The organism is Geomicrobium halophilum (genome assembly GCF_014207655.1).
Classification (GTDB): domain Bacteria; phylum Bacillota; class Bacilli; order Bacillales; family Marinococcaceae; genus Geomicrobium; species Geomicrobium halophilum.
The window spans coordinates 34,511-52,188 of record NZ_JACHHJ010000005.1; the positions used below are offsets into that span (position 1 = coordinate 34,511).

Annotated in this window: 14 protein-coding genes; all 14 read left to right on the top strand. The window is 44.8% G+C overall.

The genetic code is table 11. The annotated features are described in order from the left end of the window. Positions 1 to 186 precede the first annotated feature (186 nt). Positions 187 to 1,410 (top strand): serpin family protein, encoded by a 1,224-nt coding sequence (locus HNR44_RS14890; protein ID WP_184405131.1) that lies wholly within the window; start codon positions 187 to 189, stop codon positions 1,408 to 1,410. A gap of 218 nt (positions 1,411 to 1,628) precedes the next feature. Continuing rightward, entirely contained in the window at positions 1,629 to 3,467 is a 1,839-nt protein-coding gene (gene abc-f, locus HNR44_RS14895) for a ribosomal protection-like ABC-F family protein (protein WP_246407530.1), read from the top strand. A 252-nt stretch (positions 3,468 to 3,719) separates the two neighbouring features. Next, positions 3,720 to 5,333, top strand: coding sequence for a glutathione ABC transporter substrate-binding protein (locus tag HNR44_RS14900; protein WP_184405132.1), 1,614 nt, complete (start codon positions 3,720 to 3,722; stop codon positions 5,331 to 5,333). 77 nt (positions 5,334 to 5,410) lie between these two features. Continuing rightward, positions 5,411 to 6,472: a C45 family autoproteolytic acyltransferase/hydrolase gene (locus HNR44_RS14905; protein ID WP_184405133.1), complete on the top strand. Its 1,062-nt coding sequence runs from the start codon at positions 5,411 to 5,413 to the stop codon at positions 6,470 to 6,472. 111 nt (positions 6,473 to 6,583) lie between these two features. Further along, on the top strand, positions 6,584 to 7,498 hold the full coding sequence (locus HNR44_RS14910; protein ID WP_246407533.1) for an ATP-binding cassette domain-containing protein: 915 nt from the start codon (positions 6,584 to 6,586) through the stop codon (positions 7,496 to 7,498). A 13-nt stretch (positions 7,499 to 7,511) separates the two neighbouring features. Beyond that, positions 7,512 to 8,336 (top strand): ABC transporter permease, encoded by an 825-nt coding sequence (locus HNR44_RS14915; RefSeq protein ID WP_184405134.1) that lies wholly within the window; start codon positions 7,512 to 7,514, stop codon positions 8,334 to 8,336. Between the two features lie 403 nt (positions 8,337 to 8,739). Further along, complete coding sequence (locus tag HNR44_RS14920) at positions 8,740 to 9,768, top strand: ABC transporter substrate-binding protein (protein WP_184405135.1); 1,029 nt, start codon at positions 8,740 to 8,742, stop codon at positions 9,766 to 9,768. Between the two features lie 52 nt (positions 9,769 to 9,820). Further along, positions 9,821 to 10,831, top strand: coding sequence for an iron chelate uptake ABC transporter family permease subunit (locus tag HNR44_RS14925; RefSeq protein ID WP_184405137.1), 1,011 nt, complete (start codon positions 9,821 to 9,823; stop codon positions 10,829 to 10,831). After that, positions 10,828 to 11,862: a FecCD family ABC transporter permease gene (locus HNR44_RS14930; protein ID WP_184405138.1), complete on the top strand. Its 1,035-nt coding sequence runs from the start codon at positions 10,828 to 10,830 to the stop codon at positions 11,860 to 11,862. Before HNR44_RS14925 ends, HNR44_RS14930 begins: the two co-directional genes overlap by 4 nt. Positions 11,863 to 11,880: 18 nt before the next feature. Continuing rightward, a complete protein-coding gene (locus tag HNR44_RS14935; protein WP_184405139.1) occupies positions 11,881 to 12,711 on the top strand; it encodes an ABC transporter ATP-binding protein in 831 nt (276 codons plus the stop codon). Positions 12,712 to 13,341: 630 nt separating this feature from the next. Further along, positions 13,342 to 13,506, top strand: coding sequence for a hypothetical protein (locus tag HNR44_RS14940; RefSeq protein ID WP_184405140.1), 165 nt, complete (start codon positions 13,342 to 13,344; stop codon positions 13,504 to 13,506). After that, positions 13,487 to 15,121: an IucA/IucC family protein gene (locus tag HNR44_RS14945; RefSeq protein ID WP_184405141.1), complete on the top strand. Its 1,635-nt coding sequence runs from the start codon at positions 13,487 to 13,489 to the stop codon at positions 15,119 to 15,121. The genes HNR44_RS14940 and HNR44_RS14945 overlap by 20 nt, the downstream gene beginning before the upstream one ends. A 1-nt stretch (position 15,122) precedes the next feature. Next, positions 15,123 to 16,907 (top strand): IucA/IucC family protein, encoded by a 1,785-nt coding sequence (locus tag HNR44_RS14950; RefSeq protein WP_184405143.1) that lies wholly within the window; start codon positions 15,123 to 15,125, stop codon positions 16,905 to 16,907. Further along, complete coding sequence (locus HNR44_RS14955) at positions 16,894 to 17,670, top strand: aldolase/citrate lyase family protein (RefSeq protein WP_184405144.1); 777 nt, start codon at positions 16,894 to 16,896, stop codon at positions 17,668 to 17,670. The genes HNR44_RS14950 and HNR44_RS14955 overlap by 14 nt, the downstream gene beginning before the upstream one ends. Positions 17,671 to 17,678: the final 8 nt, after the last annotated feature.

A 17,678-nucleotide genomic window follows, 5' to 3' on the forward strand; every position in this document is an offset into this window, starting at 1 on the left:
GAGGAAGATTCGGCGCAAGCAGGAGAAGATTCGGCGCAAGCAGGAGAAGATTCGGCGCAAGCAGGAGAAGATTCGGCGCAAGCAGGAGAAGATTCGGCGCAAGCAGGAGAAGATTCGGCGAACCACAAGAAGTACGGTGTAACCTTTCTTTTGGCCCCACGTCTAAGAGGGTAAAAGGAGGTGGTCATGGTGCATAGGTGGTACAAAATTTTAGTGCCCTCGGTTCTTGCGCTCGGGCTTTCTGGGTGCGGAACCGGTGAGGGAGATAACGGTGACGCTGCAGTGGACGTTCCTGAGGATGCTGAACCTTCAGCGGATGTGCTTGATGCTCAGCGTTCGTTTGGGGTGGAGCTTTTCCAAAAAGCTTGGGAGGAGGATCGCAATACGCTTCTTTCCCCGGTTAGTGCTTATATGGCGCTTGCCATGACGTTGAATGGCGCCGATGGAGATACACATGCGGAAATGGCTGAAACGCTTGGGGTTACAGAGAATGAGATGGGGGAATTAAATGAAACGATGCAGGTTATGCTCGCTGAAATGACTTCTTCTGAGGATGTAACGTTTGAACTTGCAAACTCCATTTGGGCAGAGGAGGGCCGAGCTGTTGACGAAGATTTTCATCAAGTGATGGAGGAATACTATGATGCTTCTTTTCATGAGGTTGATTTTTCGGATCCAGCCACTGAAGACACAATGAACGATTGGGTGAGCGACGAGACGAATGGCATGATTGATGATCTCGTTGATGGTCTGGACCCTGATATGGTGATGATGTTGGTGAATGCACTATATTTTCAAGGTGATTGGACGCTGCCATTTGATGAAGAAGCCACGTATGAAGAAACGTTTACGACCGCTTCCGGAGAGGAGGAAACGGTTAATATGATGACAGAAACCGAGGATTATGCTTACGGGACCTTTGATGGCTATGAAGCTGTTGAGCTTCCCTATGGTGAAAATGAAGATTTTTCTATGATCGCAGCTTTGCCAGATGAAGATGCAGATCCTGGCGATGTGTTGAACTCGTGGCAAGATCCGGAGTGGTTGGAAGAGCTGGATGAGCAAGAGGTTCAAGTAAATTTTCCATCTTTTGAAATTGAAGAAGACAATGTTCTTCATCCAATTTTACAAGAAATGAGCATGATCGAAGCGTTTGATTCGGAAGCAGCGGAGTTTCCGCATTTATTTGCAGAAGGTGGGGGTGGTTTCTTCATAAGTGGAGTTCAGCAAATGACGAAAATGGAAGTGACTGAGGAAGGGACAGAAGCGGCAGCTGCCACAGGTGTCGGGGTTACTTCTGTATCGAGCTCGACTTCGATGACGTTTGACCGTCCGTTCTTTTTGCTGCTTATGGAAAATGAAACGAAGACGCCACTGTTTATGGGGTATGTAGAGAACCCAGCTGATTGACGTCAGCGGGTGGATCGTTTACGCTGTAAGTAATTAAAAAGGTCAGGAGGTTCACATTTATCCAATGAAGTAATCACGCGTGTTTATCCCATATTTTTAACGAACGGGATACGTGTGTGCTTTTTTGGATATAGAATGTGGACACCTATATCCATATCCTCGTATTCCGTCGCGGGCACAGCTCGGGACTTTTTTTAATGGTACTGGAGGGATGGGGTATGAAGATGTTTATTTTTCAGGCGACGAATCTAGCAAAAGAGTGGAACGGGAATGTTTTGTTTCGAGATGTTGACCTTGAGTTAAAGCAAGGTGAGCATGTGGCTCTTTTTGGGAAAAATGGGACTGGAAAAACAACGTTATTGAATGGCTTATTAGGAAGGATCGCCTTTGATGAAGGGAACATCCATCGATTGGTTCCTTTGTCTCAATGGGTAATATTGGATCAAGAATTGGAATCAAAATTAACTGTACGGGAGTTTGTGGAGACAGGAGCAGTTGAACGTTCTACGTTAAAGAAGGAACTTAAAAAGATAGAGCTTCGCATGGCTGATCCTGAGCAAGCAATGGATGAAGCAGTGATGGAAGAATATAGCGAGCTACATGATCGGTTTCTACAAGCCGATGGTTATCAACTAGAAACTGATGTTGAAAAATGTTTGCAAGAAGTTACACTTTCTCCCGATATTTGGGACAGTCCAGTCGATCAATTGAGTGGAGGGCAAAAAACACGAACCCAGTTAGCAAGAATTCTTATCCACCATCCAGCATGCTTGATGATGGATGAACCTACGAATCACTTGGATCAAGAAACCATTGAGTGGCTGGAAGAGTGGCTGCAGCGTTATGAGGGAGCGGTGTTATTTGTTTCCCATGATCGTTATTTTTTAGACCGTACTGCAGATGCCATCTTAGAGTTGGGCACAGATGGCTGCAAACGCTATACCGGAGGTTACACAGAATATAAAAAACAGAAAGATCTTGAATGGCAGACACAGGAAACATTGTACCGCAAACAGGAACAGAAACGTCAGGATTTGTTGGAAACCATTCGCAATTATCAGGAATGGTACCAACAGGCGCATCAATCAGCGGGGAAAAATGATTTTGCGAGAGCAAAAGCTAAGAAAAATGTCTCTCGTTTTAAAGCAAAGGAAAGGGAACTTGAACGCCTGGAAAATGATCAGGTTCAAAAACCGCAGAAAGCTCAACGGATGAATATGCAATTAGGCCCGCATTCGTTTTCCGCGAGGACGTTATTACGGTTAGAGGATGTTTCTTTTTCCTATCCTCATTTCCATTTGTTCGAGGAATTAAATGTAACTGTCAATCGTGGAGACCGAATCGCGGTGATTGGCCCCAATGGATCTGGAAAAACCACACTTTTAAAACTTATGATCGGATCGCTTTCGCCGTCTTCAGGGGCAGTCAAAATGAATCCGCAAACAAAGGTTGGGTATTTCGCACAGGAACTGGATCATTTACAAGAAGAGCAAACCATTCTTGATTATTTTTTATCCATTCCAGATGTCGTTCAATCAGAGATTCGAACGCTTCTCGGAAGTTTTCTTTTTTCGAAAGATGCGGTTTATAAAAAGATTGGCGATTTGAGTATGGGGGAGAAATGTCGGATCGCGTTTTTAAAACTGTATTTAAGTGAAGCAAACTTGCTCGTCCTCGATGAACCGACGAATTTCCTTGATATTGATACACGAGAAGTGATGGAAGCAGTTTTGGAAAGCTACAGCGGTGCGTTTGTTCTCGTCTCCCATGATCGCTATTTACTCGAAAATATGGCAAATCGTATTTGGCGTTTGGACGGAGTCGACGTAGAAGATTATCAAGGAAATTACACTGAATATCAGGAGTATCAGGAACAACCTAAATTAAATGCTGAAGATCAGGGGAGGGAAAATGAGCTTCGACAGCTCCAACTAGAGCTGACAGCTTTAATCACCACGGATATGGAAGGTGAAGCAGAGGAAGAAAAGGAAGAAAAGCTCAATCGTATAAAAGAAGTCAGAAGACAGATTCAGAAAATTGAGGGGAGCTTTGAGTAAGTGGAAAGTTGGTTCGCGCGTGAAAAGGACAGCAGCATGTCATGGAATGGCTTTTGAGCTGTCCTTTATAGGCAGGTAAGAAGTATAAATCAACTTTCTTATCTGCATGAGTGCAACTCAGACTTTCACCATAAAGCCAAGTTTTCTAATAGGATCGGGGGACATCCTTCATAATAATTATAATGTTGCTAAAATTTAACGGATATATTAGTATATTAACAATATCAAAGATTTTTAATGAGGTGGGTACATATGAAAAAGTTACTGCCGATCATAGGGGCTAGCTTGTTTCTTGGGGCAACGGCATGTACGGATGACGATGATGTTAGTACAGATACGGATGGAACAGAAGATGCGGCAGGGGAGGAAGAAGCCTCTGACTCTGTTGATGGGGGCAATATGATTTTTGCTATGCCTTCGGATGCGGTTACGCTTGATCCGCAAGCCTCCACTGATCTACCTTCCAATATTATCGCGGATAATGTATATGAGTCATTACTGTATTACGATGAGAATACAGAGATTCAGCCGCGGCTGGCGGAAAGTTATGAGCAATTAGATGAACATACGTGGGAGTTTAATCTTGAAGAGAATGTGACGTTCCATGATGGAGAACCTTTCAACGCATATGCTGTCGTGGCGACTTTTGATCGTCTTCTGGATCCTGAAATGGCCTCCCCGCGTGCCTTGCTTTTTGAACTAGTAGAGGATGTAGAAGCTGTTGGTGAATATACTGTGGAAATCACAACGAGTGACCCGTATGCTCCCTTACCTGCTCATATGGCTCATGTTTCGGCTGGTATTTTAAGTCCGGCAGCGATTGAAGCGGATGCCGAAGGGGAACAAAGTCTAGATACTAATCCTGTAGGGACAGGCCCTTTTGAATTTGAGAGCTGGGAACAAGGCAATGAAGTCGTGCTCAATAACAATACAGATTATTGGGGAGATCCTGCGAATCTCGACTCACTCACCTTTAGCGTTGTCCCTGAACAAGGCACACGGATTGGGATGCTAGAAAACGGAGAAGCACATTTTGTTCAACAAGTTGAGCCGGCAAATATCCCCCAAGTGGAGGCCATAGACGGGGCTCACCTAGTGAGTGAGGAAGGTTTTGGTTTTGATTATATCGGATTCAATACAGAGAATGAACCCTTTGATGATCCTCAGGTAAGGCGGGCTTTATCCATGGCCCTTGATAAAGAAGTCATTGTGGAAGGTCTATATGAAGGTTATGGCACGGTCGCCGATGGGCCGCTGCCTGACATGACGTTCGGGTCCAGTGATAATGTCGATCCTTTACCTTATGATCCTGAACAGGCGCAAGAGTTGTTGGGTGAAGCAGGATATGGAGATGGTTTTTCGGCTACTCTTATGACCAACGATGCTAATCCGATGCGGCTGCAGATTGCTGAGTTAGTCCAAGACGAACTATCTCAACTCGGTGTAGATGTATCCATTGAGCAGATGGAATGGGGAGCTTACCTTGATGCTGTAACGGAAGGCGAAGCGGGAGATATGTATATTCTCGGCTGGTCGGCCCAGACGGGTGACGCGGATTTTGCGCTTCAGCCCAATTTTCACTCGGATAACATCGGCCCTCCGGGAAATCATACTCGTTATGAAAACGAAGAAGTCGATGAACTGTTAGTCGAAGCCAGCCAAGAGATGGACGAAGAGGCTCGTCTTCAGTTATACGAAGAAGTGGAACAAATTCTGATTGATGAGGCACCGATGATTTATACCTTGCATACGGATTATGTGGTTGGTATTTCAGATAGCGTTGAAGGTTTTGTTCAACAGCCGAGCGGTCTTTTCATTCTGGAAAACGTAACGATTTCAGAAGAAGCTGAGGGAACTGGGTACTAAGCACTTATTTCTTTATTATTCACATTCAATCCATTATCCTTGAAACAAACTAGCTGAAAAAAGAAGGTCATATTTCAATGAAGCACATCTATAGTAACATCATTCAGTTTCGAGGAAATCATTATGATTTTGGCTATATGCAAGGAAAAAAACTCAAAGATTCACTTATGGTAAAAAATAGGGAAAATCAATGGAAGGTTCGAAAACCGAGGTTTATCATCGATGCAGCCGAAGTAAAACAGGCAATCCTGCCCTTTGCCCCTGGAGTTTGGGATGAACTGCTTGGCTTGCAGGATGCATTGGAATGGCCGATAGAACGGGTGTTGCAAGAGTTTGGGGGATATCGCTTGAATATTAACCGTTCCGGTTGTTCGATCCTTGCAGGAGAAAATTATTTTATCCGTAATTATGATTATCATCCCAAGACTTACGATGGGCGGTACCTCTTGTACCAACCCACGGATCAAGGTTATGCCATGATTGGTCCGAGTCAACGGATCACTGGACGGATGGATGGTATGAATGAAAAAGGGCTGGTGATGGGTTATAACCTCACCAATCGTAGAAAGCCGGGGGATGGTTTCATTTGCAGTATGATTGGCCGACTGATATTAGAGTCGTGTGCAAATGTAACGGAAGCGGTAGAGATGGTGCGAGAAATTCCCCATCGTCACTCCTTTAGCTACGCTGTATATGATTCCGTTGATGAGATGGTGGTCATTGAATCTTCCCCGCGGGGTGTTGAGGCACGTGCTGCGACCGCTTGTACGAATCATTTTGAAAGATTGAAGCAGGAAAATCGATTTAACCTTGATGATTCAATGCTCCGCTTGGCATTGATGGAGGCGTCTGATGCCGGCAATGCTTACGACGCCTTTCGATTGCTCAACGATACGGATAATGACATTTTTTCTACAAAATATAAGAGCTGGGCAGGGACCATTCATACATCTGCATACATTCCTTCGGAAATGAAAGCCTGGATCGGCTTAGGCGGGGATCAGGACCCGATTGAATTTGATTTTACGAAATGGCTTGAAGGAGAAGATGTTGACAAAGACAGGATTACAGGTGAAGTAGATACGGATCTGCCGTTTGTTCATATGGATGAAAAGGCGGATTGGTTTCAGAGAAGGTAGGTCTTTGGAGGCAAGGACCTATCGTTTTTTATGGTTAGAGCAAACACATACGTTGACAGAATGGGACTCTATATTAAAATAGTACTAGGTTTAAAAAGGAGTGAGCCGGGTTTGATAGACGTTCAAAACTTAAAAAAATCCTATAAATCATTTCAGGCTGTTAACAACAGCAACTTTCATGTTAAAGAAGGAGAAATTTTTGGCTTCCTTGGTCCCAATGGAGCAGGGAAAAGTACGACGATTAACATATTATCCACGATGCTTAAGCCAACGAGCGGTGAGGTGACCATTAATGGATACGATGTGACAAAACACCGAAACCGCGTGCGCGAGAGCATAGGTATTATTTTTCAGGAAAACACGCTAGATGAGAAATTAACAGCAAAAGAAAATTTAATGCTTCATTGTAAATTTTACGGGGTTCCACGGTTGAAACGAAAAGCCCGGATTAATGAAGTGCTGGAAATCGTTGATCTTAAAGATAGCGTCAATAGTCTTGTGGAGAAATTCTCCGGTGGTATGCAACGGCGGTTGGAAATTGCCCGCGGACTGCTCCATTATCCGAAAGTCCTCTTTCTCGATGAGCCATCCGTTGGACTTGATCCGCAAACGAGGGCTCACATCTGGGAATATATTTTAAGGCTAAAAGAAAAAGAGAACATTACGATGTTTTTAACAACCCATTATTTGGATGAAGCTGAGATCAGTGACCGTGTGGCGATTATGGATCACGGGGACATTATCGCGATTGACAAACCGAAAAAATTAAAACAGCAGCTCGGCGGCGATATTATTGAAATGACAACGACGGATAATGAAGCCGCGATCCAAGAGATCAAGGCTAATTTCGATGTCGTCGACGTATCGTTAAAGGACGACGTGATTTACTGTAAAGTAGAAAATAGTGATGCGTTTGTATCGAATTTCATTAAAACACTTCAGACCCCGCTTACTGGGTTGGATATTCGAAAGCCTACGCTGAATGACGTCTTTCTATCGTTTACAGGACGAGAAATCAGGGATTGAGGAGGATGGAATCGTGGAAGGTATTATCGCCATTTGGCAGCGCGATATTATTAAATTTTTTAGAGATCGTGCACGGATGATCGGCTCTTTTTCCATGCCGATTTTATTTTTGGTCGTTTTTGGCGTAGGCATGGGTGGGTCAATGGAATCATTAGTGGCTGCCGGGGTAGGTCCAGAAGAAGATTTTAATTATGTAGAGTTTATCTTTCCGGGTATTGTATCGATGACGTTGCTGATGACTTCGGTTTTTTCTTCCCTCTCAGTGATTCAAGATCGTGATTTTGGCTATATGCGTGAAATTCTTGTTTCACCAGTTTCCCGGGTGAATATCGCCATTGGTAAAATGCTTGGCTCAGCGTCAGTAGCGTTTATACAAGGGGTCATGATGTTTGTGCTTATGCCTTTTCTAGGTATTACCATTGATTTTGTATCATTTTTGCAAGTACTTCCAGTTATGTTTATGATCGCTTGTGCATTTTCCTCACTCGGTCTTTTCGTAGCGAGTTTACTGAATTCGATGCAAGGGTTCCAGCTTGTGGTTAACATTCTAGTAATGCCGATGGTTTTCTTGTCCGGTGCCTTGTTTCCTTTGAACAATATGCCGGGCTGGGTTGATTTTCTTGTGACGCTCAACCCTGTTACTTATGGTGTTGATCTCATGAAACATATTATGATTGATGTGGAGAACTTGAGTGCGATGGTGCAAGAAGAAATGGGACTGAACCTTACATTCTTTGGACAACCCGTGACCATGATGGGTGAAATCATCTTTTTGTTAGGATTTACAACGCTATTAATCCTGCTTGCGACCCTTAGTTTTAGACGGGCAAACGACTAGATAAGGTATGAAACTAGCTTTTTAGCTGGATCAGAACCGTGATGAATCATGGCAATCAGCACAATTGTTATTAAGCTAAAGGACGCTCTTCTCGAATAAGAAGACGTCCTTTTTGAATTGGTTCAGATTAAGTCATAGGTTTATCTGTTCTCGATAGGGTGAGATATGTGAAAGGACTGTTTTTCCCATTCGTAGATACACGCTCCCTCTTATATCCCTTCATATACAAGACGCTCATTTTTGCTTGTCCCCTTTTTATACTAACTCTAACGATAGGCTCCAGTTGTTGAATATTCTCTGTTTTGGTTAAATTGACATTCCTTATTTTGATCTTTCCCTGCATGGATGGTATAATTTCCACGTATCATGATAATGATTCTCATTTTCACAAAGGGGGTATTCGATGCGTTATGCAGTTGATAAATGGAACAACCGTACTTTTCTATTTCCGGGTTTGTTTATACTTATGATTCTTGCTGGCTGTGGGGAGGAAGAAGCAGCTAACGAAGAAGGAACTCAGGAAAATAACGAATCCGGCGAAGAGGATAATGTTATCGAAGTAGAACATGCCTTGGGAACTGCTGAAATAGAAGGTGAGCCTGAGCGGATCGTGACTTTATATCAAGGGGCTACTGATACGGCTGCTGCGCTTGATATTGAGCCAGTCGGAGCTGTGGAATCCTGGTTAGAGCAGCCGATGTATGAATACTTACGAGATGATCTTGAAGACGTTGAGATTGTCGGGGATGAAATTCAGCCGAATCTGGAAGAAATTGCAGCATTGGAACCGGATCTCATAGTTGGTACTTTATCACGGCATGAAGAGGTCTATGATCAGCTTGATGAAATTGCTCCCACTGTCATGACTGATCCTATTAATGATTTTAAGCACACCCTTGATATTATGGGAGAAGCAACTGATCAGGAGGATACCGCAAAACAGCTGCTCCAGGATTGGGATGAAAGGGTTGCTGATTTTCAATCACAAGTTGAGGATGAAGTCGGTGAGGAATGGCCGTTGTCTACTTCTGTATTGAACATTCGCTCGGACGAGGTTCGTATGTTCATGGGAGGATTTCCAGGAAGTATCCTTGATGAAGCCGGATTTGCCCATACGGATGTTCAACAGGAAGCGATTAATGATGAGGAAGATTTTTTAGCATTTACCAATAGGGAGTCCATTCCAGAAATGGATGCTGAGGTCTTCTTTATCTTTACGCAGGGCAACCAAGAAGAGGATGAACTCGAGGAAGCAATGGAAAACTGGACCAGTCATCCATTATGGGATGAGTTGGATGCCGTTGAGAATGATGAAGTGTACATGGTCAATGAAGTGACCTGGAATATGGGTGGGGGCTATATTGCTGCCAATCATATGCTCGATGATTTATATGAAGTGTTCGACCTTGAGCCAGAGGAACCTGGAGAGTAACCAGGTGGATAGGAAACCAGAATTTTAATTTTGTCGGAAAGAGGGGAGAGGGGTGACACATTTATTTTCATCTTCACAAGGGAAAGCCCTTGGACTCGTCATCAGCTGCTGCCTTCTCCTCGTCTCGTTTTTTCTAAGCGTGCGCTTGGGGCAGGTTTCTGTGCCGGGAACCATGATGATCGATGCCATGTTTCGCTTTGATGAAAATTCAGCAGATCATGTTATCATCTATGAACGGTTTTCGCGGGCGGTCACGGCTGCTCTCATCGGTAGCAGCCTTGCTGTTTCCGGTGGGCTTTTGCAGTCTCTAACAAGAAATCCACTCGCTTCTCCCGGGATTTTCGGGATTAATGCCGGCGCATTGTTTTTTGTCGTTTTTTCAGTGGTATTTTTGTCGCTTTCTTCATTGCCGACACTTATATGGATTGCCTTTGGGGGGGCAGGAATTGCAGCTGCTCTCGTTCTTTTTTTAGGATTGATGGGAGCAGACGGCCTTTCACCCATTCGGGTGGTCCTTGCAGGAACGGCTGTTACGGCTCTTTTTACTTCGTTGACCCAGGGAATGCTTGTCGTTAATGAAGCTAATCTGGATCAAATGCTATTGTGGATGGCGGGAACGGTGTCTGGCCGTACGATTGATGTGCTGTTGCCGGTATTGCCTCTAATGATTGGTGCGCTATTCTGTTCTTTTTTATTAGCGAAGCCAGTGAATATTCTTGTATCCGGAGATGACATTGCTAAAGGTCTGGGTCAGAAGACAGTGGTGGTTAAACTTATCCTTGTACTCATTGCCGTATTGCTGGCTGGCGGTTCGGTGGCGATCGGGGGAATGATTGGTTTTATTGGGTTAATTGTCCCTCATATTGCGCGGACACTTGTCGGAAATGATCATTACTGGCTTCTTCCTTATTGTGTCTCTCTTGGAGCAGGCTTACTGATATTGGCGGACATCATCGCCCGGTTCATTATCAGCCCCCAGGAAATGCCGATCGGGATAATGACAGCACTGATAGGCGCTCCTTTCTTTATTTATATTGCGAGAAAGGGGTTTCGAGGAGAATGAGCAAGTATATAACCATTCGCAATCGTTTTGCTTCGTTTAGGGTAGAAAAAAAGCCTCTAGCCGTTATCGCTGTTCTTTGCATTATTCTTTTCCTGTCGATGGTGCTCGGTTTATCGATCGGGAGTACTTGGGTTTCTCCATTTGCTGTTCTTCAACACTTGTTTGGAGCAGGAAGCGGGGCCGATGCCTTTATTATAGATGTCCTTCGTCTTCCCCGAATGGTACTTGCACTGTTGGTCGGGGCCTCGTTAGGCATCGCGGGATTGATTTTGCAGGAAATGGTTCGTAATCCCCTGGCTTCCCCAGATATTATTGGGATCACCAGTGGGGCTTCTGTAGCCGCCGTCGCGTTTATTGCCTTATTCACCGGTATCATTTCTATCAGTGTTTTGCCGTTGGTAGCGATGATGGGGGCAGGGTTGGTTTCACTCCTGATTTATCTTTTGGCATGGAAGAAAGGCGTGACCCCGATTCGTCTTGTCTTAATCGGCATCGGGATGGCTGCGGCGATGGACGCGCTTACCACAATGATGATTGTGTTTAGTCCTATTCGCACAGCCAGCCAGGCATACACGTGGTTAACCGGCAGTGTTTATGGAACCACCTGGGAAGATGTGGCTGCGATGGCACCGTGGGTACTTTTGCTCATGCCTTTGGCTTTCTTATGTATGCGCGCCATCCATGTTCAGCAATTGGGAGATGGAATTGCCGTCGGTTTGGGTGCAAAGATCCAGTGGCAGCGATTTCTTATGATTTTGATCAGCGTTGGGCTGGCAGGTGTGGCTGTCGCTTTTGCTGGCGGTGTCGGATTTGTCGGATTAATGGCTCCCCATATCGGAAGGTTTTTCGTTGGGCGTTCATTCGCTGCTCTTGTTCCTGTGTCTGCCTTAATTGGAGGGTGGATGGTAGTGGTGGCGGATGTTATTGCCCGTACAGCGTTTCTTCCTTTGGACTTGCCGGTAGGAGTTCTAATTTCCGGTATCGGCGCGCCATTCTTTCTCTACTTGCTTTACCGGAATCGTCATTTATAAAAAAGGAGCTTGATGAAGATGACTTTTTTGCAAGCGCATGATCTTACGCTGGGATACCAGGACGCGGTCGTTATCGATGATCTTGACCTTACACTGCCGACAGGGGAAATTACAGTCTTTGTTGGGGCGAACGGGTGTGGAAAGTCGACTTTGCTTCGTTCCCTGGCACGGTTATTAAAGCCAAAAGCCGGAGAGGTCATGCTGGAAAATCAATCGATGAATGAGATGGCAACGAAGGACATTGCCAAGCAATTGGCGATCCTTCCCCAAGGTCCGGTAGCTCCTGAAGGCTTGACGGTATGGCAGCTGGTGAAGCAAGGAAGGTATCCTCACCAAAGCCTGTTGCAGCAATGGAGTAAGCAAGATGAGGCATTCGTGAAACAGGCGCTTAAAGCAACTCAGACGGAACAATTGGCTGATCGAACCGTCCATTCTCTTTCGGGAGGTCAGCGTCAGCGTGTATGGATTGCCATGACATTGGCCCAGAATACCGATATTCTGCTATTGGATGAACCGACCACCTATCTGGATATGGCTCATCAGATCGAGATCTTAGACTTATGTTTTGACCTTAATGAAACTGAAGGGCGTACGGTTGTCATGGTCCTTCATGACTTGAATATGGCCGCCCGCTACGCGCATAAAATCGTAGCAGTCAAAGATAAAACCATTTATACTGAAGGTCGGCCTGAAGACGTCATCACATCCGATATGGTGAAATACGTTTTCGGTATGGAAAGCAAAATCATCGACGACCCTTTATTTGGATCTCCTATGTGCGTTCCTTATGGCAAAGGCCGGAAAAAGAAAAAACCGGCAGCAGAAAAAGAAATCGCTTACGTCAACTGAAAGCATATAAGCGCAGCTCCCGTCTCTCTAAAAAGGACGGGAGCTTTTTAACGGAAAAGCGAAAAGCGGGAGGTGCCGCTCCGAAAAATACGGTACCGTAAATATCAGTGGTCACGCCGCTCAAATAACTCTCCCATCACTGTTCGCCAATCTCCTCCCACCAAAGTTGGGCTTCTCTTTTCGTAACCAGTTCTCATTCCATATATCCATTACACTCCTGATGAAGGGGTTTTGGCCCAGGATTATAGGCATTTGGAAGGAAAAATAGATATTGAAAAGATAAACAATTGACATTGATAATCATTATCAATTAAATTGGAGGTGACACAGCGGATACGAAAAATATTAGATGAAGCGTCATCTTAGTTTGTATGCTTCGCTGTGCTTGGGGGTGTTGGGCTAATGCGAGGGATTGATATGCATGAAAAAAAGGTAAATGAGCGTTCACCTCGTGTTTTCGCTGTCATGGCGGGGAGCTTTTCCTGGTAATGACCAATAGTGCTTTTTAATGCCTTGCTACCATCGCTTGGTGCTTTTTATTAGAACTCTACAGCCAGGGCAAGTTTGTTGAGTACGTTGTATCTTTTGTGACCGCTTGGGAAGAAAAAAGTTGATCTGAATCGGTGGCCGATGCTTCAAGGTGTAAGGAATGGCACTACAGAAGCACAATGGCAGACGATCCAGGAACTATGGGTTTTGCTAGGTGTATTTATGTTGAAAACACTTCCGCTCGCTTTAATGTTAACAAGACGACGATTAAATATGGGTGGTAAACATGCAGGAATTGAAAATTAGAAGCAAAGAAGAAGCGGATCACCATACTTGTAAAACATTATTAAATTGTTATCTAAGAGAATGTGGAGGGGCTAGGGCACTAGCGGTTGACCATGTGGACAACCGTTATCGAGTAGATTTTCCAGCCAGCCATTCTGAAGTTTTTGGCCAGCTTGCATATTATTCAGCGATCGGAGAGCACGAATACGTCAACTATTTTATAGGAGGGGAAGATGTTGGTTACAAGGATATCCTTTCTCTCATTATTCGGGAGTTGTGCGTGATTAAACCTGCCGCTTCCCCGGATCAAAAAATGAGATTCATGGAGAAAGTAAGTAACAGCTTCCATAAATTGTCATTGTTTATTGAGGAAGCGGAACCGCTTCCGGTGAAGGATTATATCAGCTCTGAGCAGTCGCTGATTTACGGACATCCGTTTCACCCATTTCCAAAAAACCGGGAAGGACTTCAGGACAAAGAAATTTATCGATACAGCCCGGAATGCCGTTCGTTTTTCCAGCTTGGTTACGTAGCTGTCCGACACGATTTCTTTCTGGAAGATTGGATCAGTGGGGGAGAGGTTTCCTGGGGCGAAGAAATTGATCGTGAAGCGAAGAAACAGTTAGGTTCGCGATATCAAGAATATCGAATTTTGCCGATGCATCCATGGCAATATCAGCATGTAAAAACGCTCAAACCTATCCGGCAGTATCAAGAAAAACAGGCGCTTGTTTTTCTGGGAATTCTCGGTCCACAAGCTTTTCCTACATCTTCTGTCCGCACGGTTTATCTTCCAGAAAAAAAATGCAATTTGAAACTTCCGCTAAATTTACAAATTACCAACATTAAGAGAAATAATACGTCTATTCAAATGCAACGAACCCTGGAAGCGAGTCGTTACTTAATCGACAGCCAATGTTTTAGCAATGAATCAAATACTGAGGTTTCTTATGAGACAGGGACAATGTCATGCGCGTTTGATGAGCATCTCTCAGAGTTGTTCACTCTGGCCTATCGTCCGGTCGGTTTTGATCCCTCGTCTACGTTTGTGGTTTCAAGCCTTGTGGAGAAAGATCCTATCAGTCGTCTCCCCCGTTTGCAGCATCTGGTTCCGGTCCAGCGGCTGAAAGAGTGGTTGTATCGCTATCTGGACATCTCATTATTGCCGCTAATGCGGGAGGCAAATGCTAAAGGAATTCATTTTGAATCCCACTTACAAAACAGTTTAGTGACGCTTAACGAGGGGATGCCGGAGAAGTTTATCATGAGAGATTTGGAAGGCGTGAGTGTGGAGAGGGAAAAAGCGCCAGTTGGAACCGAAAGAGCAGATACGCTCTTTTACACTAAAGAAGAGGCAAAGCAGCGGACCTGTTATTACTTTTTAATCAACCATCTGGGAACGTTGATTCATACGGTCGCAAGAGTCATGGAAGTGCAAGAAGAGAACGTTTGGAAGATCGTAGATGAAGTGTTGGGCCGGGAAGGCCGACGTACAGGGAATACGTTTATCGAAGAAATACGATCTGTAAAGACTTTTTTGGCAAAAAAGAATATGGTCAGCTGTTTCTTTGAAAATGGGGACACCCCTCAATATGTACCTGTCGCAAATCTTATGAACCAAAAAAGGGGGCAGTAGGATGCCGAGCCAAATCCCTATATTTGCACCGAAACGATCAACTATTGCTGAAGTGAAAGATCGGATCATGCGCCAGACGGTGGAAGCATTCATGTTTGAGGGTATTTTGGAAACCGAACAAAAAGGGGCCAACTGGGAAATCAAAGGAAAAACGAAAACTGGAAACGATGTGATCTACACATTTAACGCAGAACGAAAGTGGTCCTTCAATCGCGTGAAAGTTAAGCCTTATTCATTTTTACGTGAAGCATCGTCTTGTACCGATCTCCATCTTTTTTTGGAAGAAGTCGTGCAAAATAACATCGAAGGAGCCCAAGTTGATTCATTTATTCAAGAAGTGCTTGAAACTTTTGCTAAAGATGCTCAGTCCAAGCAACAACAGAGGGAACCCCTTCCTTTTTACGAAGTCACTTATGATGAACTGGAAAGCGAACTGATCGAGGGCCATTCCTACCACCCTTCCTATAAATCGAGAATGGGATTTTCATTAGCGGATAATGCCAGCTACGGTCCGGAATTTAACAGGCCTCTATCTATATGCTGGCTTGCTATTGAGCCCAATCAGGCTGCGATCGCTCAATCGGCAGAAAATGAAATAGCCAGGGTGATCCATGAACACCTTTCATTGGAAGAACAGGAACGTTTTCGGCAGGTACTGCTTAACAAAGAAGCAGAAAAGAGATCGATGATATGGATGCCGGTACATCCGTGGCAGTGGGAACATCATCTTCAAAATAAATTGACAGAGCCACTGGCTGAAGGAAAGGTTATTTTTTTGGGGTACTCGAAACCAGTGTATCGGGCGCAGCAGTCGATTCGGTCGCTGGGTCATCGAACTAATCCCAAAGCGGCTTATGTAAAGCTTCCCCTTAGTATTACAAATACTTCTTCGAGCCGGATTTTGGCAAGCCATACGATTCAGAATGCGCCGAAGATCAGCGATTGGCTACAAGCACTCGTGGACGAGGATGAATTTTTGCAGAAGAAGTCATTTGCTCTTCTTCGGGAAACCGTCGGGGCTTCCTATCAAGGAGAAGAGGGATCTGACATTCCGTCTGAGCGACTGTACGGCACGTTAGGGGTCATCTATCGAGAGAATATCTCGAATTATGTGAACAAAGAGGAAACTGCTTTTCCCCTCAATGCCGTTACGCACATGCAAAAAAACCAAATACCCATGATCCAGCCAATTATTGACCACTATGGAGCAGAGGCATGGTGTGAAGCGCTCGTTGAAACGGTCCTTACTCCCTTGATCCATTTGCTCCTGATACATGGGGTTGCCCTTGAAGCTCACGCGCAAAACATTATTCTTGTTCTTGAAAAAGGATGGCCGAGGCGGATCCTCGTGAAAGACTTGCATGACGGAGTGCGCTTTGTGCCCGAGGAGCTTCTTGAACCAGAGCGGATGCCTTTCCTTTGCTCCGAGCCGGAAGCCCATCGCTCTGTTAACCGTTATTCATTTATCAAAGCAGAAACGAGTGCGGAAGTCCGAGATTATTTATACGATGCCTTGTTTTTTATTTGCATGACCGAGCTTGCTTTCTTCTTTGAACGTTATAGCATCAGTGAAGAACGATTTTGGCAGCTATGCAGGCGTGTTATCCTCCTTCATCAACGTGAGTTTCCGGAATATCAAGGGCGCTTTGAACAGTTTGATTTGTTCGCCGCTGACATTAATATTGAGGAAATGACAAAACGTCGCCTCTATGGGGATGGGGCATTACATTTTCGAATCGTAAGCAATCCTCTTCGGGAAGCAGGGGAAGTACATGATGAGATCTAATCGCTTGAAGCAAAAGATCGAAAGCGGGCAGGACGTCTACGGTTTGTTTATCTCCACTCCCCATCCGATGATGGTAGAGCTGGTAGGGCATGCCGATTTTGACTTTGTCATCATTGATGATGAGCATGCCCCTCTAAGCAAAGAAATGATAGAACAAATGATTCGGGCGGCTGAAATTACAGGAATCACTTCACTCGTGCGGATTTCGGACATTCATCGTCATGATATTTTGAAAGTGCTGGATGCCGGAGCTCAGGGGATTGTTATTCCTCATGTGGAAAGCCGCGAACAAATGGATCTTGCGGTCATGCACGCTTTTTATCATCCGATTGGACAACGAAGCCTGAATAGCGGAAGAGCAGGCACATTTGCCAAGTATTCATTAACAGAATACATCAAAAAAGCGAACGAAGAAATCCTCCTTGTTCCTATGATTGAAAGCAAAAAAGGGATCGAGGCCAGGGAAGATATCCTTTCATGCCCTCGTACAAGCTTTGTTCTGGAAGGGGCCGCTGATCTTTCCCAGTCCCTTTCTGTCCCTTGGGAAGTTGATCACCCTATCATCCAGACACAACTCCAATCGTTGTTGCAGACCGCCTGCCAACTTCGGGTCCCCTATGCGGTCGTTTCCCGGAACCAGGAGCAGCACTTAGAGTGGGCTGAGAAAGGAGCCAAGATTTTTGTTCTCGGAGATGAAAGAGGAACAGCCTTTCGTGCCTATCAAGAAAAATTGGCTAACTATCGGAGTTTAACAAGGAGTTGATGGGTTTG

Bases quoted from the DNA above. Each gene is read 5' to 3' on its own strand.
- HNR44_RS14890 (WP_184405131.1), top strand. From the start codon at position 187: ATGGTGCATAGGTGGTACAAAATTTTAGTGCCCTCGGTTCTTGCGCTC.
- abc-f (WP_246407530.1), top strand. From the start codon at position 1,629: ATGAAGATGTTTATTTTTCAGGCGACGAATCTAGCAAAAGAGTGGAAC.
- HNR44_RS14900 (WP_184405132.1), top strand. From the start codon at position 3,720: ATGAAAAAGTTACTGCCGATCATAGGGGCTAGCTTGTTTCTTGGGGCA.
- HNR44_RS14905 (WP_184405133.1), top strand. From the start codon at position 5,411: ATGAAGCACATCTATAGTAACATCATTCAGTTTCGAGGAAATCATTAT.
- HNR44_RS14920 (WP_184405135.1), top strand. From the start codon at position 8,740: ATGCGTTATGCAGTTGATAAATGGAACAACCGTACTTTTCTATTTCCG.
- HNR44_RS14930 (WP_184405138.1), top strand. From the start codon at position 10,828: ATGAGCAAGTATATAACCATTCGCAATCGTTTTGCTTCGTTTAGGGTA.
- HNR44_RS14935 (WP_184405139.1), top strand. From the start codon at position 11,881: ATGACTTTTTTGCAAGCGCATGATCTTACGCTGGGATACCAGGACGCG.
- HNR44_RS14940 (WP_184405140.1), top strand. From the start codon at position 13,342: ATGCTTCAAGGTGTAAGGAATGGCACTACAGAAGCACAATGGCAGACG.
- HNR44_RS14945 (WP_184405141.1), top strand. From the start codon at position 13,487: ATGCAGGAATTGAAAATTAGAAGCAAAGAAGAAGCGGATCACCATACT.
- HNR44_RS14950 (WP_184405143.1), top strand. From the start codon at position 15,123: ATGCCGAGCCAAATCCCTATATTTGCACCGAAACGATCAACTATTGCT.
- HNR44_RS14955 (WP_184405144.1), top strand. From the start codon at position 16,894: ATGATGAGATCTAATCGCTTGAAGCAAAAGATCGAAAGCGGGCAGGAC.